Genomic DNA, 20,808 nt, shown 5'->3' on the forward strand with positions numbered 1-20,808 from the left:
GGCAGGGGCAGCTCCGGCCTGAGGGCAGGCCGGAGCTGCCCCTGCATTGCCCGGATCGGGCGTGGGTAGCGTGGGGGCATGAGCGGCGGGGGAAGGCAGCGCCGGGACGGTTCGTCCAAGCGCGTCCAGCTGACGAGCGGGGACCACGGGGGCCCGAAGGACAAGAAGGGCAAAGGCCGGCGGTCGAAGACCATCCCGCCCGGCGGCCAGGCCGCGCGTGCCGCGGGCCTGCGTGAGGTGGAACGCTTCCGGGAGTCGATCCGGGCTGCCGAACAGCGGCGGGCAGCACGCGCGCCGCATGCGCGTCGACGAGATTCCCTGGGCCAGCCGGCTGTTGGCCGGTGTCGGCCGGCGATCCGGTGGGTGTTGTCTCACGCAGATTCACTCCGGACCGTTCGAATCCTGAGGGCCTCCCGAAGTGGTGAACATTCGCTGTCCGTTTTCAGGTTCTGGCATAGGTTCTGTGGACTGGCACCACTGAGCCACGGATCGGCAGGGTGCACGGCTCAGGAGAACATGACCCCGGAACCGGGGCCCAGCTCGGTTAGGGGCTGCTTCGGCCAAGGGCGCCCTGAAATGAGTTGATCATGAATGCTGAAACTCTTGACCCGATGCACCGTCTGCTCGCAGAGCGGGCTTGTGAGCGGCTGGTTGTCGAGTTTGTCCACCGGCTCGACCTCGGGGACCCGAGCTCGGTGGCGGACCTCTTCACTCAGGACGGTACCTGGGAATGGCCCGCCGGCGACCACCGCATTGCGGGTCACGACGCCCTGCGCATCTACTTCGGCAACCGGCCCGCAGACCGTCTGTCACGCCGTATATGCACCAACATTCTGGTTACCGTGACCTCTGCGGACACCACCGCCGCCACCACCTACTTCACCGCGTACCGTGTCGACGGCTACAGCGAGGGCCTCGTGCCGCCGCGGCCCCCGGTCCAGGTGGGGCACTACGAAGACACGTTCCGCAAGGTGGACGACACCTGGCTGCTCACCACCCGGACTCTCTTCCTCTCCTTCGCCGGTCCCACCGAACGCCTCGACGGGCCCGGCCAGCCATGAGAGCGGCCCCCAGTCGACCGGCCGTCAAGGGCCCGCCGCCGCGGGGAGCGACACTCCACAGAACTTGAGCCAGAACCCGTTTTCATGGACAAAGCCAACAGGCTGAGCGGCCGCGCGCGAGGTGTAGCAGCGGCCTGGGTCTAGCCCGTATGCCCGTGCCTGTGTAACCGGTTCCGGGATCACGTCGTTTGATGGCGCGCCACGCGCAGGCGTGTGCACCAACGACTGAGAGGGACTGTGATGACCGAAGCCTGTTTTGCATTCAAGTGTGCCTTCGACGACCAGGAGTTCGTCTTCAAGCTGACGGATGACGCGAAGATCGAGGAGGCGCGCAAGATTCTCAGCGGCGAGCAGACGGACCGGGTTCATGTAATGGGCAGGATCGCCAAGCGGCCCGTCTGCTACAACCCCGGCTGGAGCTACCACCTCGACCCGGGCACCATCAGCTTCTTCGAGGTAGCCATCGAGGTGTGCGACTCCTCCCCCAGGTACCTTGAGGACCACCTCGACGAGGCCTGCGGCGCCTTCCTGCCCGGTTGCCACTGGAACCCCTGGACCGCGAGGCTCACTCGCGAGGTCAACGGGGCGACGGCGGCTACCAAGACGTCCACAGCTCCTGCCGCTCTCCAGACGAAGACACTGGCGGACGGCTGGAGAGGCCTGAAGGGCACCGTGTTCGCATCCGGTATTGACGCCGTGTGCGGCGTGCCGGGCAGCCCCACCGACCTGTATCTGTTCAAGGGTGACAAGTACCTGCGCTACAGGGTCGGTGAGGAGAAGATCACCTCCGGGCCCAAGAGCCTCGCGGACGGCTGGTCCGGCCTGAAGAACACCGCCTTCGCCGGCGGTATCGATGCCGCCTCCCTCTCTCCGGACAGCACCACCGACGTCTACCTGTTCAAGGGCAACCAATACCTGCGCTACCGCACCGGTGAGGAGAAGATCACCTCCGGGCCCAAGAGCCTCGCGGACGGCTGGTCCGGCCTGAAGAACACCGCCTTCGCCACCGGCGTCAGCGCGGCCTGCAGCGTGCCGGGCGAGCCGACCAGTCTGTACCTGTTCAAGGACGACCAGCACGTGCTCTACCGCACCGACCAGGAGAAGATCACCTCCGGACCCAAGAGCCTGGCATCGGCCTGGGGAATCGACGGCGTCTTCGCCAAAGGAGTCGACGACGCCTGCCGCGTCCCCGGCGGCACCAGCGATCTGTACTTCTTCAAGGGCGACCAGTACGTCCGGGTTCGCTGACCCCGGCCGCCTTCAGCGGCTGAGTTGACGGCAGGAGCAGCTCCGGCCTGAAAGCAGGCCGGAGCTGCTCCTGCATTGCCCGGATCGGGCGTGGGTAGCGGGGGGCATGAGCGGCGGGGGAAGGCAGCGCCGGGACGGTTCGTCCAAGCCCGCCCAGGTGGCTATGCCGTACCCGGCCCCATGTCCGGCCGCCACGGCTTCCTCCAGGACGGCGAAGGCGTCCCGGATCGCGGGGTGCAGGGCGGGGCGGCGTCCAGGCGGTCGCGCCCGAGCGGCTCGCGGTTGCGGCCGGTCTGCCAGCGCATGTAGTCGGGGGTGATGCTGTGCCCGGCGGCGGCCTGGTCGTGGTTGAGGACACCGTCGTTCACGGCGTCGGTGCCGGTCGCCGCGGTTGGGGGCGGTGTCGACCCACTGCGCGCCGGAGGCGGCCGCAAGGACGGCCGCCTCCGGGATCGCCCGGCACCGGAACACCCAGAGAATGCGGGCGTGTCCGTCGGCCAGCGGGCACTTCTCCAGACCGAGGCCGTGGAGGCAGGGGGCTGACCAGCAAGTGGCCGCAGTGGGGACCTGGGAAGCCAGAGCTCCCCGATGGGCATGCTGTGCTCGACGCCGGTGCAGGTGGTCGTTGCGTTGTTCAGCCAACCATCTACAGCGGCCGGTGGCCTTGTTGGCAGGCCAGGTGGATCTTGGTAATGAAGCCTCCCCGGGACCGGCCCAGGCCGTGGTTGTCGGGCTCGGCGCCGGCCGTGAAGCTACGCAGCCGGTTCGGCATCGGACGCCCGCGACGGGCCTGGCAGCCCAGGCTGGGTCATGGAGGGCGGGTCACCCGGCGCGCTGGGTTGTCTCTCCGGCCTGAGCGGGTACGGCGGGCAGGGCGACGGTGCAGGAGGCGCAGCGTCGGGCGTGGGCGGGTACGGGGCTGAGGCATTCGGGGCACTCCCGTTTGGGGGCCTGGACGTCTTGGTGCGGGGCGAGGCGTTCGTGGAGCTTGTTGATCGGGAGCACGGCCAGGAAGTACAGGGCGCTGGCAAGGAGGAGGAAGCTGATCGCCGCGTTGACGAAGGCGCCGTAGGGGAACTTGGTGGCGCCTACGGTGAAGGTCTTGCGGCTCATGTCGCCGGTGGCCGGTGGCCAGCCCGACGAGTGGGGTCAGGAAGGCGCTGACGAAGCCGTTCACCACGGCGGTGAACGCTGCCCCGATGACGATGCCGACGGCCAGGTCGACCACGTTGCCGCGCAGGATGAAGCTGCGGAAGCCCTTCACCTTCTCACCCCCTAAGCCCGTTACCTCCAAGCGCTCCCATTGGAGTGGCTGGCAGAGCTCTCGGCCCCGCAGGCAAAACGGTGCAGAGCCGAGGGCATCTGCTTGTCCTCTGCGGAACGGCCCGCTCCCCACCCTCATGCCAGATCGTGCACCGCACCCACGCGCGTCGAACAAGCCATGGCCACGCCGCCATAAGCCTCATGTCAAGCCCAAGCCGCACAAGCACCATCACAACGGCTGGCCCTGTCACGGAGCGACGGGTGCGACGGGTTGAACGGCTCCACGGGGGCCTTGGCATCGGTCTTGCCCTCGCCGCCGTGTGGTGAGTGCGCTGGGTGCCTCCCGACGGACGACCTCGCTGTCGATTCCCTACGGAGCGATCATTCGCAATTCCCAATTGGCAGCCGAGTCGTCGTGGGGCGTCGGGCGGCCAATCTAGGAAGCCACAGGTGGCAGAACGTTCAAAGCCACACCCGACGCCCCTGGGTGGGCCAACCATACGAAGGGCTCGCTCTGCCCCGCAGACAATGTAGGAACGTTCAGGGCGCCCAACCTGTCCACTCTGGGGCGGAAAGTCCGCTCGAGGATCCCCGTGGACGTGCATGCATAGGAAGGGGCCCGGTCTCGGGCCCCTTCCTATGCATTCCGATGCAGACATAGCACCAACTGCGGGCGCAGCTGAGGCCTGCGGCGTTTCAGATGGAGGACTGTCTAGCCTTTCGCTGTGTAGCTGCTTTTGTCGTCGCAACTGGCCAACTCGGAGGGAGTCATCGGGCGCGAGTCGGAAATCATGCCGACCGCACCCTGGGCAGCGACGACTGCCGGATCGCTCTGCTTCGGCATAACACCCGTTATATCGGTCACGATGCTGTACTCACCAGGCGCTAGTCCCGTCCCGGGAGGCATCTTTGAGAAATCGACCTTTGAGATAGTCACGTCTGCTATGCCGTGGGCTGTGCCGTAGAAGTCTCCCCGGTCGAACCATCCGACCTCGCCCGGCTGGACGGTCAGGGTATCCGAACTCGACTGGGTGCTGGACGACCCCCAGGACCAGCTGGTGCTCTGTGTGCCCGTGACCGTGACCGTAAGGGTTCCACCCACGCCAAGCGGCGCGAAATCGCCCCCCGCCGCGACAGCCACACTCACGGAGTAACCCGCGGTCACTGAGGCTTCCTTGGTGTACGACCAGCTCAGATTCTGCGTGGCCGGACTCTTCGAACAGTTGAACAGCAAGTCACTGATCCGCTTCTTGTAATGCGGAGTCCAGCCAGAGAACGATTCCTCGTTGAAATAATTGAGATGGCACTGGTTCTCGCCGTCCCCGAGACCCACCTTGGCGCAATACCCACTCGCCCAGTCGTTGGCGAAATTCACGGCTTTACCATTTTGATCCCTAGCGCCGAAACTCCTTCCGGACTGCATAAGGATGATTCGATCTAGATCCGTGAGTTTACTGTCGGCATGCGCCGTCGTGCCGATGATCATGTTGCCGGCCACCATTGCCGCCGATGTCGCCGTTGCACAGATAAGGCCGCACTTCCACCGCCTTGAGTGTCGCGCCATTCTAGCTCCATGCTCAAGTAGAAACGCTAGGTGAACCCTCGCATGGAAGGAGCCGCCCATCGGGAGGAATCAAGTGGTGCGGCCGCACTTCCGACTGAAGGCCACCATCTCGCTGCAGCCCCCCGAACACCAGAGGCAAAGTGTCAGGACTCAAAGCACTTTATTACAGCCGTGCTCCACCAGGTTTGACGGCTGAGTGCTGCTGGACTAGATGATCAATTCCAAGGGGTTCAGTGGTCGTAGGCGGTGAGCGCGCGCATGGTCCGCTGCGCCAGTCCGGTCGTTGTGCCAGATGGCGGCCGTGAGTGCAAGGATGCGCTGCAGGACTCGGACGGCTACACCCTTGGGGGTGCGGCCTCGATGCCGTTCGAGGTCGAGCTGGCCCTTGAAGGTCTCGTTGACCGATTCGATGACCTGCCGCAGCGGTTTGAACAGCTGTGATCCGGCCCGCTGCGGCTCACCCTTGCGGGCCGGCCGCAGGAGGCGGATGTCCAAGTCGGCGAGCCGCTGTTCGAACTCGCGGCCGAAGTAGTTCTTGTCTCCGATCAGTGTCTGTCCTGGGTGTTCGGCGGTCAGACAGGGTTCGACGGCGAGCAGGTCGAGCAGGGTCTCGCGCTCGTCCGGCTTGGCCCCGGTGAGCGCGAACGCGATCGGCAGGCCGTGAAGGGTGCAGACCAGGTGCAGCCGCAATCCCCAGAAGTAGCGCGAGTGGCTGGCGCAGTACCCGTACTGGGCCCATCCGGCCAGGTCGGAGCGCTTAACGGTCTCTCGGGAGCGTCCGCACTCGGCGGGTGTGGAGTCCGCCACCCACACGTCGCCGCTCCACAGTGTGGTGTCGCGGGCCAGTACCCGGCATGACGCAGCCAGCGGGCCTCGGAGGTGAAGCCGAGCAACGCCTGCCTCATCGCCAGCGTTACCAGCTCGGCGTCGCTGAGCTGCGGAACGATGCCCACAGCCGGACGCTGCGGGGCGAAGTGCGGCGAGTCATTCAGCAGGTCATCGGTCTTCACATAGAGTGCGGTCGCGAAGGTGTCCAGGAAGCTCCTATAGATCGTCAAGTCGCCTGTAGGAGTTGTGCTTGTCGGATGTTCGCGCTGGTCAGGTGCTTGTAGACCTCGCGCGCGATGAAGCGTTTGAGGCAGCGGAAGATGTCCTTCTTTGACAGGCCTTCGGCTGTGCGGCGTGCGACGTAGTGCCGTGTGCGAGGGTCGTAGCGCATTCGCACGAGGGCGATCGTGTGGAGAGCGTGGTTGGCCTGGCGGTCGCCGCCACGGTTGAGGCGGTGGCGGTTGGTCCGGCCGGAGCTTGCGGAGATTGGTGCTGCCCCGCAGAGGTGAGCAAAGGAGGCTTCGGATTCCAGACGATCGGAGTTGTCACCGGCGGTGATCAGGAGCTGGGCAGCCGTCTCGGTACCGACACCGATCAGTTCCAGTAGCCCGGGGGCCGCCCGTGCGACCAAGGGTTCGAGTTCCGCGTCAGCCTCGGCTATCTCCTCGGTGAGGTTTTGGTGGCGGCGAGCCAGTCGCCGCAGCGCGGTCCTGACAGCGCAGCTCGGGTCGGCGAGTTCGGTGCCGGGGCGGGAGCGGGCGAGCTGCGAAATCAACTGGTAAGTGGGCAGGCCGCGTAGGCGTTCACGTACCTCGGCAGGGGCTGAGACGATGAGCGTGCGAATCTGGTTGATCGTCTGGGTGCGGGCCTTGATGGCAGAACGTCGGACGACCCGCAGGGATCGGATGGCCTCCACGATGCCGTCGCGGGTTTTCGGCCGGCCGTTCGCGCGGCCGGACAGCACAGCAGTCGCGGCCGCATAGGCATCGACGGGATCGGACTTGCCGCTGTTCCGCCGGGCCTTGCGGTCGGGGCGGTCAACGTCGACGACGGTGACCTCGTGCGCTCGAAGAAACCGGGCGAGTTCCGAGCCGTAGGCGCCAGTCCCCTCCACCCCGACGGCGAGCACATCACCGTGCGAGCCCAGCCATTCCCACAGGCGCCGGTAGCCGTCGGGAGTGGTGGGGAACGGTTTGGTGGCAAGGTGCCGGCCGATGGAGTCGATCACCGCGGCCTGGTGGAAGTCGGTGTGGGTGTCGACGCCGCCGACCACCACGATCTGGTCTACCATGCTGAGTCTTGCTGCCCTTCCGTGCGATGCGCGAGGGGATCGCACGGGCCGGTCGGGCGGCTGGACAAGACTGTGGTGAGACCTTTGGCCGGGCTCCTGTGAAGTCACAGGTGCCCGACCGGCCGCGTGCAAAGCGCCGCCCAGCTGGCCGCCGATTCCTGGAGAGGACAGCTCGAAGCGTCAATCGTTCGGCGGGTCAGGCCTGCCGAGCGGCCCGTGATCAATCCTCACAGTCGTTCGTCACAGACTGACCTTGGGCGCCCTCGCATTGTCCGCGCAGTCACTGCAAGAACTTCGCTCAGCTGGGCGCAATGGGCTGTTCGAGGAGCTCGTCCGGTCCGCCGAATCCGCAGCGCCGGTACAGCGGCGCACTGCGCTCGGACGGCCACACGATCAACGTGTCCAGGCCGTGAGCGCGCGCATAGCTGGTCACCTCGTCGAGCAGGGCCCTGCCCAGACCGCGATTGCGCTGTTCAGGAACGACGTAGAAGTTCGTCACGTAGCCGAGGGCGTCGGAACCCGGGTAGGGACTCGGGACTTTCTCCACGAGACACACGAACACATGGCCACAGGACCGGCCGCCTACTTCCGCGACCCAGATACGCCACGGCCCGGCCATCCGGGAACGCAGCCACTGCTCGCACTCAGCGGTGAACTTTCCCTCGCCCTGCGGGACTTCATCTCCGCCGTCCTCCACCTTGAACCGCCAGCGCATAGCTGCCAGCGCAGGCGCGTCGTCGAACTCGGCCCGACGGATAACAACGTCACTCATGGCCAAACCCTCCCAGGCCGATCCGCCGGAGCGAAACTGCCTACGCCCATCCAGTGACCCCTTGGAATTGATCATCTAGCCCCGCAACCTGCTCGCGGCGTGGCCGGGCAGACGTCGGCCCACCGGGCCCCTGGCACGATCAAGGGCCCGGTGGTCGGGGCTGTAGGAGGGGGCCGGTGCGCCGACCGTGGCCGGGCGGGTGACAACAACCGCAACCCCGCCGGAGTGGGCGGGCCCTGGGGCGCGTCAGTCTGCTCGAGGAGTGAAGGTGTCCGGGGCGAGGTGGGCGAGGGCGGCCGCGATGGGCTCGATCATGGCCGAGGGCAGGAACGCCTTCTTGAGGGCGGCGAGGGCGTCGTGGGGGGGCCATGTCCTCGACCTGGAGCATGAGGTCGTAGGCATCAGGGTCGTCGGATGCCTTCTCCCGCGCGGCGCCCAGGACGGCGTCGAACAGGGTGTACGCGGCCTCGGCGAAGGCGGAGGGTGCGGTGTTGGCGGTGAGACCGGCGAGGTGCGGGGCGACGCGGTCGGCGGCCTGGTCGGCGCGGGCGTGGAGTCCGGCGTCGGAGAGGCGGCGTACCAGGGGGTGGGTGTGCTTGTCGGTGACCTCGTATCGGGGGTGGTCCAGGCGCAGGACGGTCTGCATGAGGCTGTGGTCGCGGTCGCGCTGGTAACGGTCCGGGCCCAGGGCGGTGAGTTCGACGACCGGCCCGAGGTCGGGTGCTCGGTCTCGCGGGCGGTGAAGCCGTGTGTCGGTCCGGGTGCCGTAGCGCAGGCGGGTGAGGTCGAACGGCCTGAAGTACTTGGCGATGGTGTTCGCGCGGGCGGGGCGCGCCTTCTCGGAGGCGTGGCCCGGCTTGCCCAGCGCCCTTTCAACGTCGGCGTAGGTGTACGGGGCGGTAAGGGGGACGACGGCGTAGCGGGTTGCATGGGGGGCGAGGTGGGCTTCGGCCCAGGCGCGGGCGCCGTCGGGGTCGGCGAACGGGCCGTCGTGGTCGAGGTGCGCGGTGGGGTTGTCGTAGTCGTCGCGGTCGTCGTCGGCGGTGGCGGTGGCGGTGATCAGCCAGCTGTGAGGGAGGTGGGTGCTGGTGACGAACTGCGCGTTGACGGTGGCGACCGGCTCGCCGTCGAGGTTGCGGACGGTGGTCAGGCGGAGGTGGCTCATGACAGGGCCCCTTTCGGGGTGCGGGTGATAGAGGGGACGTGGCGCGCGGGGCCGGTGGCCGGGACGTGCCGCGAGGAAGGGGGGGCCGGGCCGCCCTGGAGGGTGGGGGCGGCCAGCGGCCGGGGCTCAACCACGCCCCGAGGGGCGGCGCGTGGGAGCGTCCTTCCGGCAGGACCGACACTGTCTGGGACGGAAGCCAAGCCCCGCAAGACCCCGCGTCCGGCCGGACGCGGGCGGCCCCCGAACCCCGCAACGCGTGACAGGGTTCGGGCCGGTCGGTGTGACGGTGGTCAGCTGACCGGGATGGTCAGCAGGTGGCGCAGCCGGTCCAGGCCGGTGGCGTTCCGGCCGCGACGGTCGTGCTCCGCCCGGCGGGCCTGGGCACGGCGGTGGCGGGTGTAGGGGAGTTGCTGGTCGCGGACCGGGGTGCTGTTCCGGGCCTGGAGGCGGGTGGCTTCCTCGGCGGTGATGTACGCCTCGGTGACTTCCTCGAAGATCAGCCGGGCGGTGGACAAGGAGCAGCCGTCCAGGAGCGGTTCGGCGTCCGGTCCGGTCTCCTCGAACGCGGTGATCGCCGTGTTCACGAAGGCCAGGTGAGCGCGGTTCTGGCACTGGCTTGCAGTCTCCCGCAGTCCTTCCAGGACGTGCGGGAACTCGAGGACGTAGCCGCTGGATGTCACGTTCATCGAGTCCTCCAGAGGGGCGTGTGGGCCGTGCCGTGCACGGGCCGGGGTCGGGGTGGCCCGAAGGGGCAGGGGATGGTCACCGCTCCCTCCAGGCCGCTGAACCGACCATGACCGGAAGCGAGGCAAGACACGCAACCACCCACAGCACGCGCCGACGGTGACTCTCAGCGCCGTCCCGGCCCCGCACGCGCGGTGCGTGCGGGGCCGGGACGGCTCATGACTCGAGCGGGCGGGGCGCGGCCGGGTCAAAATGGTGGTTCGTCGCTGTACATCCGGCCCAACCGGGTCAGGCTGCCTGGGTGCCGGTGCGGGCGGCCAGTTCGGCGGCCATCACCCGCCGGATGACGGCCTCGGCCAGATCCGGCGGCATCGCGTTGCCGATCTGCTCGTACTGCTTGGTCCGGCTGCCCTGGAAGGAGTGGCCGGGCGGGAACGTCTGGAGCCTGGCCGCGTCGGCGACGGACACCCGGATCATGTCCTTGCAGCCGCCGCAGTAGGCGGGCAGCTCACCGGTGTCCAACAGCCGGGTGTCGGCGATCCAGCGGCCCGCGTCCCGCTCCCCGTACAGGGTGACGGTGGCGCGGCTGCCCGAGCCGCCGACACAGGAGGGGCCCGGGTCTGCGGGACGCCGTACTCCTCGGCGTTCATCCGGCCCGTGACCACCGTGTAGCCCTCGGCACGCAAAATGACGGCCATCGCTTCCCATACCGGCAGCACGGTGGGCACCTGCTCCAGCATCACCGTCCGGTACGGGCGCCCGCCGTCCAGGGACTCCAGCGTCCAGCGCAGCGGTTCCAGGACCAGACCGGTGCGCTCGTCGTCCAGGGTGGCCAGGCCCGCCCGGATGCCCCGGCGCGCGGCCAGCTGGTCCGCGAAGTGCAACACCGCGTCCAACGCCCGCCGCCCGGCGCCTTTCCCGCCGATCGCGTACGGCTGACACGGCGGTTCCCTGTCAAGTTCTGCTTGTTGAGCTTGACAGGAGTCTCCATGGCTACTCGTTCGGGGCCGTAGTTCGCTCGGCGGCGCCGAGACACCGCAGCACGCGTCTCCGGCACGGTTCGAAGGCGCCATAGCCTGGTCAGGTCTTGCGCACGGCACCGGTGAAGCCGGCGATGAACAGGGTGGCCGACGCCCACGCGGCCAGCTGCAGCAGCCAGCCCGCGACGGTGAGGCTCTGCCCTGCACGGGTACCGGTGGGGGCGCACAGGTCCTGCGCCCCCGTCTTGACCACCGGCAGACCCAGATCCAAACCCACGCCGACCCGCTCCACGACGCTGCAGGGCGTCGTGGGTGTGCTCGCGCGGGCGGTGTGCTCCAGGCCGCCGCCCGGCCCACCGAGGACGACCGTCAGTGCGACCGAGCTGGCGAGGACGGCGAACAACAGCAGCAGCGCTCGCCAGGGTTGATAACCGAAGCCCAGGGCTAGCCCGGTGAATCGGGCCCAGGCCCGGTCACGCCAGCGAAGTCCGCCGCGGTCGATCTGGTCCCGCCGCTGCGCCATGAGAATGTCCCGCACCTCGCTGTCGTGACCGGCCGCCCGGTGGACGGCGGCCAACTGCTGGTACGGCTGGGCGAAGTAGCCGGGCGTGTGGTCACGCAAGAGCTCCAGCCACCGGGACAACCCGACCGGCGCCGGCAGGTCCGCGTAGGTCAGCCCGTCGATGCCGACCAGGGCCCCCGTGGTCTGACCCGACCGGGTCACCCCGCTGGTGTCCAACCACAGCGATCCGACCGACACGCCGTTCAAGGCGAGCACGCAGTCTCCGGCGCCGGTTGCCCGGAACCCGGCGCGGAGGAACACGGCTCGGTCGACCCGCAGACCGTCGGCGTGCAGGGCCGGTCCGGACGAGTTCTCTAACCGCGCCTTGTCGCAATCCAGCAGACCGAGGTGGGCATCGACCAGCTGGACCGCGCCGGTTGCCCGGAACCCGGCGCGGAGGAACACGGCTCGGTCGACCCGCAGACCGTCGGCGTGCAGGGCGGGACCGGAGGTGTTCTCCAGCTGCGCCCCGTCGCATGCCAGCCGACCGAGATGGGCGTAGGCGAACCGGACCGTGCCCTGTTCGCCGACGCCGGTGGCCCGGAACCCGTCGCGGAGGTACACGCTGTGATCGACCCGCAGAAACTCGGCGTGCAGGGCGGGACCGGAGGTGTTCGCCAGCCGCGCCCCGTCGCAGTCCAGCAGGCCGAGGTGGGCGCCGAGGAACCGGACCGCGCCGGAAGGTGTGTCGGCGTTGGCAACCGCTCCGCGCATCGTCATCGTCGGCGCGGTGAAGCGTGCGGCGTCAACCGGTGGGTCGTGCGAACCTGCGGGGTGCCCGAAACAGGAGCCGTCCAGCACGAGGCCGGGCAGCTGGCTGTCGCACAGGTTCAGACCGTCGGGGACGAAGCAGTCGACCAGCTCGACCCGCAGATCGCTGGTGATGTTCGCCAGGTCGACGCGGCCGGTGATGCGCGCGCCGCGCAGCCGCAGCCCGTGCGGGTCCGCCTCGATGTCCCGGCGGCCGCGGACCAGGTCACGGATCAGCGCCGCGGAGACGGTGTGGGCTCCGTCCCAGGACCGCATCGCGGCCTCGTCGACCGGCCCGTCACCGGCGAGGTCCAGCATCTCGCCGTCGCGGACCGCGTCGAGCAGGCTCTGCTCCAACCCATCGGCTGCCATCCGAGCATGCTGGCCTGCCCCACCGCACGACGGCAAGCACGCCGACACGAGGCACCGTTGAGCCCGCTGGTCGTCCTCAGGCGGCTTCTGGCATCACGTAGCCGTGGGCGACGTCGCGGCGTTCGGCGGGACTGGGGCGCGGCGGGCCTGTTTTTCCGATACCGCGCACAAGTCGGTAAACACGTAAGTGCTCCGCTCGGCGACGACCCTTCCCTTCTTGAGCGGCGTCCTGTCCCCGCCCCTTCCGCAGGGTCGGCGGCCGGCCAGCGGGGTTGGCGAGCATTCGGCGGACGGTTTCCGGATGCCAACCCTCCCCGCGCTTGAGTCGGAAGTTCTAGGCTTCGAGTACAGCGCAGATCCCACGGAGTGACAGCTCGTCCACGTCCCGGAGCTGGCGGGCGCGGGCACGGCCGGCCTGCTCCATCTCCCCCTCGATCAGGTCCTTTTTGTGGGCCTGCCAGCCGTATGGCGGGGCACCGTAGGCGTACTGGAGGGCGACGTGCCAACCGCCGGCAGTCAGGCGGCGGCCCAGCGCGTCGGAGAGCAGCCGTTCCTCCACGAGCCTCTCTCGGCCGTCCTCCTCGGTGGCCCCGGTACCGCACTGTCGGCAGCGCGGGATGAGAACCATCTGCAATGAGCACATGGCCCCCCTTGGTCCTGGTGCCGGGGCAGGCCTGTGGTCAGGTCTGCCCCGGGAGGTTGTGGCTGTGGCTCAGCCGGAGTGCAAGGTGTTGTTGAGGGGCTGGCCGCGGCGGTGGACGGTGGTGATGGCGGCGGTGTCGGTGCGGTCGCCGTTGCTGTCGATGCCGAAGTGTCCGCTGGCTCCGGCCACGGCGTCGGTGCGCAGGGTGTAGAGCTCGTCTCTGACGGCGTAGCGGTTGGGGAGGCCGGCTGCGGTGCCCGAGCCGCTCGCGGCGGAGTTGTGCACGGCCGTTGCGGCGGTGAGGACGGCGTCGTGGGCGACGAGGGGCCAGTAGCTGTCGGTGAGGCGGCTTGCGGGGAACTGCTGGCCGTGGTGGGGGGAGGTGAAGTCCTTGACGAAGGAGTCGTAGAGGCCGTGGTCGGTGTTGTCGGAACTGTGGAGCTGGGCCAGGCTGGGGAAGGACGCGTACAGGACGGTGATGGGTGCGTCCTTTCTGTTCAGGGCGGGTGTGTTGCGGTCGGGGGCTGCCGCGTCGGAGCCGGTGACGACGGTGATGTGCCGGGTGTGACAGGAGCGGTTGGTCAGTGCGTCGAGGAAGTCGGGCAGGTACTTGAGCCGGATGGTGAAGTAGACGGTGCACTTTCCCCAAGGGCGGCTCGGGGGTCGCTGTTACCGGCATAACTGCCACACCGGCGAGACCCTTCGGGCCCGCCTCGGCTCCGGGTGTGAGCAGTTGCCGTACAGGAAGTGCCACAGAGATTGATCACGGCGGGCTAGCGCACCGGCTGATGAGGGCCCGTCGGGCGCGCAAAACGCGGACGCCTGGCGGGCCGCGCGGTCGTACGGAAACCCGCCGGATGCCAGGGCGAGGGACCGGATGACGGCCCTGGACTCCGAAGACGGGGAGCGTATGCGCCCTGCATGGGCCATCCCCATCACGGGAGCACTCACCGCGATGATGCTGCTGGCCTCCGTGGTCAGCGTGGTCGTGGCCGCCACCCGCAGTTGACATTGTTCAAGAGCGCCTTGCGGATACAGACCGCCCAGCCAGTAGGGGCGTGGCGCCGTTGTCTCCCCAAGAGCAACGGCGGCACCGCCTTCGGGTGACCGTTGTCCGAGCGGAAGTCTCTACGGCTGGTGTGGCACGACGAGCGAAAGTCTCTATGAACGCCGTGGCGCTGCGAGTCATCATGACAGGGCGTGCGGGGCCTGTTCGGCGCCCTTGTCGGTGAGGCTGTAGAAGCGGCGGCCGGGGCGGCCCTCGGTCTCGGCGATCTCGTCGGCCTGCCAATCACCGGGCACCTGCGGCTCGTCGGCGAGGGCGTGCATCGCCTGCTCCGTGGCAGGCATCCCCATTTCGAGGCGCCGGGCGAACTCCTCCCACCGGGCGCTGTATCACGGCCTGGTGTTGGGCGGGCGGAGCAGGTGGTCGCCAGGCCATAAGGAACCGCCTGCCTCGGCCCAGGCGAGGTGGTGGCGTACCTGGTCCAGGACTGCCGTGCGGTCCTGCGGACCGTTGGAGGTGCATTCCTGGGTGGCCGGGTCGACGACGCGGACGGTGCTGTCGGGGCCGCTGCATAACAAGGCCCGCTCGATGGGTGGCAGGCCCAGGGTGAGGGCGTCGCAGCCTTCGCTGCGGAAGAGCCGGACAAGGTCGACCACCACCGCTTCCCAGTCGCCGACCTCGCCCCAGCGGGCGCCGCCGCCCAGCTCCTGGGTGAGAGTGGCCAGCGGCACGATCTCCCCCGGCCGGCGGCCTCGGACCAACTGCCGGTGGATGCGCATCCCATCGGGCTGCTTGATGTGGGGGTGGAGCAGGCAGGCCGCGGCGACCACGGAGGTGCTGATCCGGGCGGGCAGCGGATAGTACGGTTCGTGCGCGAAGAGCATGCACACGGACGTGTTCCGCAGCTGGTGACCGTCTGGCACACGCCCGTGCTCAATGGGCTCGTTCATGCGTTGCTCCCTTCCGTGGAACGGGTCGATGCGGTGGGTGCACGTGGTGCAGCGGCCGTCGCCGCCGGGTGTGCTCGCTTAGGCGTCTGGCCGGGGCCGGTGCGGCACAGCGGCCAGCCCAGGCAGGTCGGGCAGAGGTCTTCACCAGGAGCAGTGGCGGGCACGCCGCAGCCGGCGCACTCCACGAGGGCCCGGTAGGTGAGGGCCTGGGGCACCGGGCGGCGATGATCGCGCCGATGGAGGTGCGCACCGGGTTCGGCAGCGGTCGGCCGGTGATGACGTGGCGCAGCTGCTCGGCGTTCCAGCCGGCCTCCAGCATCACGGTCGCCACGCGGCCTCGATCGGTCAGCGCATGCCCGGTCAGTAGCAGGTCGGGACGGCTCGCCCCGATCTGAAGCAGCAGCCGGATGCCCGCATGCATCTCGTCTGCCGCAGGCGGCGGCTTCGTCGATGTTGTCGCGTGCGAGGGAGCCACCCGTGCGCTCGTGTGCGCGGCGCCGCCGCGGTCGCACGGACGGAAGGGGTTGGTCTTCTGCTTGGTGGTCTTCTTCACGATGGTGTTCTTAGTGCCGAGCTCAGCCAACACTGGCTGAGCCAATCCTGGATAACCCGACTCTGCCCCGGAGCTGGGGTTGTTGCGGGGCGGGCAGGTCGGTGATCAAGTGCAGGGCCTGCCCGAGCGTGCCGTCGGTGTTGCCCTCGCGTTCGCGCAGCAGGAAGCCGTTATGCTCCAGTTCCTCCAGGCCGGTGGTCACCGCGTCGACCTGTTCGCGGCCGTGTCGGGCCAGGTTGGCGATGGTGATCTGCCAGTCGTCCCAGTGGGTGCTGATGTAGCCGAACAGTCCCTTCGCTTTGAAGGAGATCCGGCTGTCCCTGAACAGCGCGTTGGCGATCTGGGTGAACTGGTCTCCTGCCATGCCCCTCTACGGATCCCTGCGCTGGTGTGGGCGTCTCTGCCAGGGTCCCGGAAGGTGGATGCCGGGGCGCTCGGCGGAACGTCTGGGGCGGCGGGCCGGTCGGTGATGCTGTAGACGATTTCTGCGAGGGTGCCGTTGGGGCGGCGCATGCGATGGCGGATCAGGTAGCCGAACTTCTGCAGCTCGTTCAGCCCCCTGCGTACCGCGTCTCGCCCGTAGGGGCCCAGGGCGACGAGGGCGGCGATGCTCACCTGCCATCCCCTGCGGTGAGTGCTGATGTAGCCGAAGAGTCCCTTCGTCCGGTACGAGATGCGGCTGTCGCGGAACAATCTGTTGGCGATCTGCGTGAACTCGTCGTTCGCCATCACGCCGCGGCGGATCCCGGATCCATAGCCGCTCATCGCGCCGTCGTCCCGGGTACAGGCCGCGTGCGGTGACCACGGCAGCGCCCCGCGCCCGCTGGGGTGGGGCGGCCGGTGGGCACGGGTGCGATGGCGTACGTGGGTTCCATGCGGTCAGCTCATCCGCCGACCCCGACCAGACTGACGGCCATCAGCCCCGACCATCGGTCACGATCCGGCAACGCGGTCTTCTAGCTGCCGTGGCGGGGTCGTGGTCGGGTCGACCACGCCTTGCCAACAGTGTGCGCAGTCGTTGCGCATCCCCGATTGCGCATCTTCGTTGGGCAGTTGCGCAATCGGGGGTGTGCAACGAATCAAGGGGCGTGCGCAGTCGGGTTGCGTGAAGCTGGTGCGCCGTACGGCCCTTGGAGCCCGATGTCCTCTTGCGCAGAGCCGGGTGTGCCACTGCGCAGGCTCGCGGGTCTGGTGGTGTCTTGTGCGTCCTCGCGGACGGCGCTGGCCGGGTGTGGCACAGGGGTGTGAGCGCATCTGTCGGCGGCGCATCGCGGATGACGCGGTAAGCGCCGGCAGAGCCACGTCGGGCCCGTGGTCGGGTCTGTGGTCGGGCCGACCACAGACCCGACCACGGGCTTCGTGTCCCCATCGTGACCGTGGTCGGGGTCTCGTGGTTGGTGGTCGGGTCGGGGTCAGCGGTTTTTCTCAAGGTCAGCAATCACACCTTCTGAACTGGGAGTTTGACCGTGTCTCCTGGCAAGCATGGCTCACAGCGCGAGGCTGCTGCCCCGATGGCGGCCGGCGTCCGGCTGGGAGCGATGCGGCGCCGCGTCCGGCTTGCGCGCCTGGCGGTCTGGACAGTCATCGCGGCCGGCCCCGTCGCCCTAGCTGTCGCCGTCGCCTCCACCCCGACCCCGGTCGAGGCGGCTCCTGGGGCCAAGCCCACCGCGGTGCGCACCGCGGCTACCGGTGCCGACCCGGCCGGCTATGCGCAGTTGTTCGTCAGCGCGTGGCTGCGCAGCAGCGCCGATGACGCGACGAGTGCGCACAGGGGCGGCTTGCGCAGGCGATGGCGCCGGACGTCGAGCTGCCCCACCCGGCAGCGGGTGCGCAGTCGTCGCCGCAGTCCGTGACCGCGGTGCGCAGTGCGCAGCGCGCGGACGGCGCGTGGTCGGTGACGGTGGCTGCGCAGTACGCCGACGGATCGGTGCGCTACTACGCCGTCCCGGTGGCCGCCGACCGGACGGGTGCTTCGTTCACGGTGACTGGTGCGCCCGGCGTGGTCGCCGGCCCGGCTCGGGGCGGGGTGCCGAAGTCGCTGTAGGGCGTGAGTGTCCCGGAGGGTGATCTGTCCTCGGCTGTCGGGGAGTTCCTCGCCGCCTACCTGACGGGGGCCGGCGAGGTCGACCGCTACCTTGCGCCCGGTGTGCAAATGTCGGCCATCTCCCCCGCCCCGTATGCGGCGGTCTCCGTCGAGCAGGTGTCCGCGGTCGAGGAGGCAGCGGCTGCCGAGAAGGTGCCGGCCGCCGGCACTGCGGTGCGGGTCCAGGTCCGGGTGGAAGCCCGGGACGCCCGTGGTCGGTGGCCGCTGGCGTACGAGCTCACGCTCAAGGCCCGCTCGGGCCGGTGGGAAGTCGCCGCGCTGGAGTCCGGGACCTCCCGGGACGGGGGTGCCCGGTGAACACGGTGCACAGTCTGGTGCTCGCCGGGCAGCTCAACGATCTCGGCAACTCCTGGATCAACATGTTCAAGCAGTGGTCGACCAAGGGTCTGCAGGCCGGTCTCGTCTGCCTCGTCGTCGTCATCATGATCCAGAAGTTCAGCCTCACGGCCGGGATCGGGGCCTTGCTGCTGATGATCATCGCGCTCGGGCTGTACAACTCCCGCGACAGCCTCGCGAGCATGTTCGAGGACGAGGTGAAGAACCCGGCCAAGGGCGCACCTGCTGTCCCCGGCATCGTCCACTCCGGACTCCACACGTCCGGTGACCACTTGCCGGGCGTCGGAGGCTGGCTGTGACCGCGGCCGCGGCGCGGGGGAGCCGCTTCTACACCGCCGCCCGACGCCAGCCCTGGGTGTTGGGCAACGTCGCCGACTGGAAGATCCCCCTCGGCCCCTACACCCCCGCACAGCTCACGGTCGCCGTCGGCGGAGGCTTCCTCCTGATGCGGAAAGGCGGAGGAGGGGATATACGGGCCATGCCGTTTTCGCGTAGGAGTCTCCCCGTCGTCATCAGGGGTGGCCGGCCACGCTCGCTCGCCGGGGTCACGCGAGTGCTCTCTCCGCGTGGTGCACTGGCCGTGCACCAGGTGGACGGAGCCTTTCTCTTCGCCCTGCGCGCGGCTCTGGCCATGGCGGTCGTGGCGCTGCCGATCGTGCTGGCCGGACGGCCCGATCTGGCGGTGTACGCCATGCTGGGCTCCTTCACCACCACGTTCGGGCGCAATCTGCCGTACGGGCGCCGTGCTCGGGTGCTCTCGCTGGTCGGGGTGGCCATGACGGCGTGCGTGGGATTCGGTGCGGCCCTGGCCGCGCTGGCCCAACCACGGGCGGGCGGAGCCGGTGCCGTCGCGGTGGTGGCGGCGACGGCCGTGGTCGCCGGACTGGCCAAGTTCGCCTGCGATGCCACCCGGCTGGGCGGACTGGGTGCGGTGCTGCTGCTCTTCTCCTTCGCGGTGGCCGCCAACACCTCCACCGCTCTGGCCGATGTCCTCCCGAGAACCGGGCTGGCCGCAGCGGCGTCGGCGGTGGCCTGGGTGTTGGCCGTGGTGGGCTGGCTCGTCCATCCGGACCGCCCCCAGCGCATCGCCGTCGCCGCCGCACTGCGCGCGCTCGCGGACCTGCTGCACGGGGCCGGCACCAAGGCCACGGGACGGTTGCGGCACCGGGCGACGGTGGCCGTGCTGCATGCGTACCACTCCCTCGGCCTCGCACCGCCGATGGAACTGCGGCGCAGCGGGCACGAGGAGATCTGCACGTTTCTGACGGATATCTCGTGGTTCCTGCTGATCGGCTCCGTACGGCGGTCACCCGACGACCTTCCCGTGACGCCGGAGCACCTCCGCCGGCAGGCCCTTCTGCTCGCGGACCGACGCCGCCGGGTCGTGCCGCTGCTGCCCGAACTGGAGTCCTGTGCGGCTTCGGGTGACCGGGGCCGCAGCGCCCTGGGGCCGGCCGCGCTGCATGCGGACACGGCCGTCCGGCGCGCCTCCGAGCTGATGCTGGGTCGGCACCTCGCCGGGTCCGGTCACATCTCGGTCCGGGTGATTCCGGCGCTGCGGATGACCCTGGGCACCGGGGTGGCCGGTGGACTGGCACTTCTGCTGGGCCTGGGGCACGGCTACTGGGCGGCGATCTCGGCGGCCGCCGTGCTGCACTCGGTCAACATCCGCACGACAGCGCAACGTGCCGCCCAGCGGGCGATGGGCACCGTCGTCGGACTGCTGATCGCCGTCGGCGTGCTGGCCGCGCACCCGGGTCCTGAGGTCCTGGCCCTGGTGATCGTGCTCCTGGAGTTCCTGTTGGAATACGCCGTCGTCCGCAACTACACCCTGGGGGTCGTCTTCGTGACGCCAATGGCCCTGCTGCTGAGCGACATGGCCACCCCCGTATCCGCCGGTGAACTTGTCTACGACCGCGGGCTCGCCAGCTTCCTGGGGATCGCCGTGGGGCTGGTCTGCGCGTTGCTGGTGGTCGACGACCATGCCGCTGTGCGGGTGGAGAGCGCACTGGCCGCATGCACGCAGGCGGTGGAACGCGCGGAGGAGGCCCTGGCCCCTCACTGCGGACCGCCGCCCCCGGACGTTCAGGCGCGTCTGGCGCAGGCCGTGGTGGAGTTGCGTGATGCCGACGATGCCGCCGCCGGCGAACTGTGGCGGGCGGGGATCGATCCCGCCGAACTCACCGCGGCGGAAGAACGCAGTTATCTGTTGTTGGACCGGCTGCACCGCCGTTGGATATGACCGGCCCTACGGCTGGTGGGCGTGATCTATGTGGCGGTCACCAGGGTTGGGGGGCCGGCTGTCCTCATGCGCATGCGCACCGAGTCGAGTTGTCGCCGTCCGTGTCGAGAAGTCGTCGACGGTGTGGAGCAGCTTCCGGTCACGGGGGGCGCAGGCGGCCTGGGCGAGCAGTGCCCAGGTGACGTCGACGAGGCTGAGGAGCTGATAGAGGTCCAGCAGGTCGCGCAGCAGACCGGCTGGCCGGTTCTGGTCGAGGTGAGTCCTTGGGCGTGCAGACGCTCGGGTGCGAGTGCGTCCGGCGGTTCGAGGCGGGCGAGGACGGGCCGCAGTGCCTCGGAGTGCGCGGCGCACTGGCGGGCGGAGCGGGCGGTGGTCCAGTGCACGTCCGCGCCGGCGTGACCGTCCGAGACCAGGTGGTAGCTGCGGCCAAGGGT

Annotated in this window: 20 protein-coding genes and 3 pseudogenes; 5 read left to right on the forward strand and 18 right to left on the reverse strand. The window is 69.1% G+C overall.

The window, feature by feature from the left end; genetic code table 11:
* Window positions 1-587 precede the first annotated feature (587 nt).
* Complete coding sequence (locus tag AB0N17_RS42580) at window positions 588-1,061, forward strand: nuclear transport factor 2 family protein (protein ID WP_366017071.1); 474 nt, start codon at window positions 588-590, stop codon at window positions 1,059-1,061.
* Between the two features lie 240 nt (window positions 1,062-1,301).
* Complete coding sequence (locus AB0N17_RS42585) at window positions 1,302-2,309, forward strand: hemopexin repeat-containing protein (RefSeq protein WP_366017072.1); 1,008 nt, start codon at window positions 1,302-1,304, stop codon at window positions 2,307-2,309.
* Window positions 2,310-2,470: 161 nt separating this feature from the next.
* Here the strand turns inward: AB0N17_RS42585 and AB0N17_RS42590 are convergent, their stop codons facing one another.
* From AB0N17_RS42590 to AB0N17_RS42675, 18 genes and pseudogenes are all read right to left on the reverse strand, one after another.
* Window positions 2,471-2,677, reverse strand: a complete 207-nt coding sequence (locus AB0N17_RS42590) for a hypothetical protein (RefSeq protein ID WP_366017074.1) — start codon at window positions 2,675-2,677, stop codon at window positions 2,471-2,473.
* Window positions 2,678-3,131: 454 nt separating this feature from the next.
* Window positions 3,132-3,422: an MscL family protein gene (locus tag AB0N17_RS42595; protein ID WP_366017075.1), complete on the reverse strand. Its 291-nt coding sequence runs from the start codon at window positions 3,420-3,422 to the stop codon at window positions 3,132-3,134.
* 67 nt (window positions 3,423-3,489) lie between these two features.
* Window positions 3,490-3,711: pseudogene (locus tag AB0N17_RS42600) on the reverse strand (MscL family protein); the annotation flags it as partial.
* A 573-nt stretch (window positions 3,712-4,284) separates the two neighbouring features.
* Window positions 4,285-5,058 carry a hypothetical protein gene (locus AB0N17_RS42605; protein WP_366017076.1) on the reverse strand — a complete coding sequence of 258 codons (774 nt, stop codon included), beginning with the start codon at window positions 5,056-5,058 and terminating at the stop codon, window positions 4,285-4,287.
* Window positions 5,059-5,366: 308 nt separating this feature from the next.
* Window positions 5,367-6,188, reverse strand: a pseudogene (locus AB0N17_RS42610) (IS982 family transposase).
* Window positions 6,189-6,190: 2 nt separating this feature from the next.
* Complete coding sequence (locus AB0N17_RS42615) at window positions 6,191-7,255, reverse strand: IS110 family transposase (RefSeq protein ID WP_366017077.1); 1,065 nt, start codon at window positions 7,253-7,255, stop codon at window positions 6,191-6,193.
* 298 nt (window positions 7,256-7,553) lie between these two features.
* The gene (locus tag AB0N17_RS42620) at window positions 7,554-8,102 is read right to left on the reverse strand and encodes an N-acetyltransferase (RefSeq protein WP_366017078.1); all 549 of its coding nucleotides are present in this window, start codon (window positions 8,100-8,102) and stop codon (window positions 7,554-7,556) included.
* A gap of 64 nt (window positions 8,103-8,166) precedes the next feature.
* Complete coding sequence (locus AB0N17_RS42625; RefSeq protein WP_366017079.1) at window positions 8,167-9,192, reverse strand: hypothetical protein; 1,026 nt, start codon at window positions 9,190-9,192, stop codon at window positions 8,167-8,169.
* 290 nt (window positions 9,193-9,482) lie between these two features.
* Window positions 9,483-9,878 (reverse strand): hypothetical protein, encoded by a 396-nt coding sequence (locus AB0N17_RS42630; RefSeq protein ID WP_366017080.1) that lies wholly within the window; start codon window positions 9,876-9,878, stop codon window positions 9,483-9,485.
* A gap of 286 nt (window positions 9,879-10,164) precedes the next feature.
* Window positions 10,165-10,353, reverse strand: coding sequence for a DNA cytosine methyltransferase (locus AB0N17_RS42635; RefSeq protein ID WP_366017081.1), 189 nt, complete (start codon window positions 10,351-10,353; stop codon window positions 10,165-10,167).
* A complete protein-coding gene (locus tag AB0N17_RS42640) occupies window positions 10,350-10,763 on the reverse strand; it encodes a hypothetical protein (RefSeq protein WP_366017082.1) in 414 nt (137 codons plus the stop codon). Before AB0N17_RS42640 ends, AB0N17_RS42635 begins: the two co-directional genes overlap by 4 nt.
* A 193-nt stretch (window positions 10,764-10,956) precedes the next feature.
* Complete coding sequence (locus tag AB0N17_RS42645; protein WP_366017083.1) at window positions 10,957-12,540, reverse strand: hypothetical protein; 1,584 nt, start codon at window positions 12,538-12,540, stop codon at window positions 10,957-10,959.
* A gap of 334 nt (window positions 12,541-12,874) precedes the next feature.
* Complete coding sequence (locus AB0N17_RS42650) at window positions 12,875-13,168, reverse strand: hypothetical protein (protein ID WP_366017084.1); 294 nt, start codon at window positions 13,166-13,168, stop codon at window positions 12,875-12,877.
* An 84-nt stretch (window positions 13,169-13,252) separates the two neighbouring features.
* A complete protein-coding gene (locus tag AB0N17_RS42655; protein ID WP_366017085.1) occupies window positions 13,253-13,468 on the reverse strand; it encodes a hypothetical protein in 216 nt (71 codons plus the stop codon).
* Window positions 13,469-14,371: 903 nt separating this feature from the next.
* On the reverse strand, window positions 14,372-14,533 hold the full coding sequence (locus AB0N17_RS42660; RefSeq protein ID WP_366017086.1) for a hypothetical protein: 162 nt from the start codon (window positions 14,531-14,533) through the stop codon (window positions 14,372-14,374).
* 45 nt (window positions 14,534-14,578) lie between these two features.
* Window positions 14,579-15,139 carry a hypothetical protein gene (locus AB0N17_RS42665; protein WP_366017087.1) on the reverse strand — a complete coding sequence of 187 codons (561 nt, stop codon included), beginning with the start codon at window positions 15,137-15,139 and terminating at the stop codon, window positions 14,579-14,581.
* Window positions 15,123-15,692: a hypothetical protein gene (locus AB0N17_RS42670; RefSeq protein ID WP_366017088.1), complete on the reverse strand. Its 570-nt coding sequence runs from the start codon at window positions 15,690-15,692 to the stop codon at window positions 15,123-15,125. Before AB0N17_RS42670 ends, AB0N17_RS42665 begins: the two co-directional genes overlap by 17 nt.
* Window positions 15,693-15,714: 22 nt before the next feature.
* Window positions 15,715-16,056 (reverse strand): hypothetical protein, encoded by a 342-nt coding sequence (locus AB0N17_RS42675; RefSeq protein ID WP_366017089.1) that lies wholly within the window; start codon window positions 16,054-16,056, stop codon window positions 15,715-15,717.
* A gap of 1,147 nt (window positions 16,057-17,203) precedes the next feature.
* On the opposite strand from AB0N17_RS42675, the pseudogene AB0N17_RS42680 reads away from it, so the two are divergent.
* The 3 genes and pseudogenes from AB0N17_RS42680 (at window position 17,204) to AB0N17_RS42690 (ending at window position 20,374) form a co-directional block, all read left to right on the forward strand.
* Window positions 17,204-18,093: pseudogene (locus AB0N17_RS42680) on the forward strand (conjugal transfer protein).
* A complete protein-coding gene (locus AB0N17_RS42685) occupies window positions 18,090-18,431 on the forward strand; it encodes a hypothetical protein (protein WP_366017090.1) in 342 nt (113 codons plus the stop codon). Before AB0N17_RS42680 ends, AB0N17_RS42685 begins: the two are co-directional and overlap by 4 nt.
* A 179-nt stretch (window positions 18,432-18,610) precedes the next feature.
* On the forward strand, window positions 18,611-20,374 hold the full coding sequence (locus AB0N17_RS42690) for an FUSC family protein (protein ID WP_366017091.1): 1,764 nt from the start codon (window positions 18,611-18,613) through the stop codon (window positions 20,372-20,374).
* Window positions 20,375-20,808 lie beyond the last annotated feature (434 nt).

Source organism: Streptomyces sp. NPDC051133 (assembly GCF_040682635.1).
In the GTDB taxonomy this organism is placed as follows: domain Bacteria; phylum Actinomycetota; class Actinomycetes; order Streptomycetales; family Streptomycetaceae; genus Streptomyces.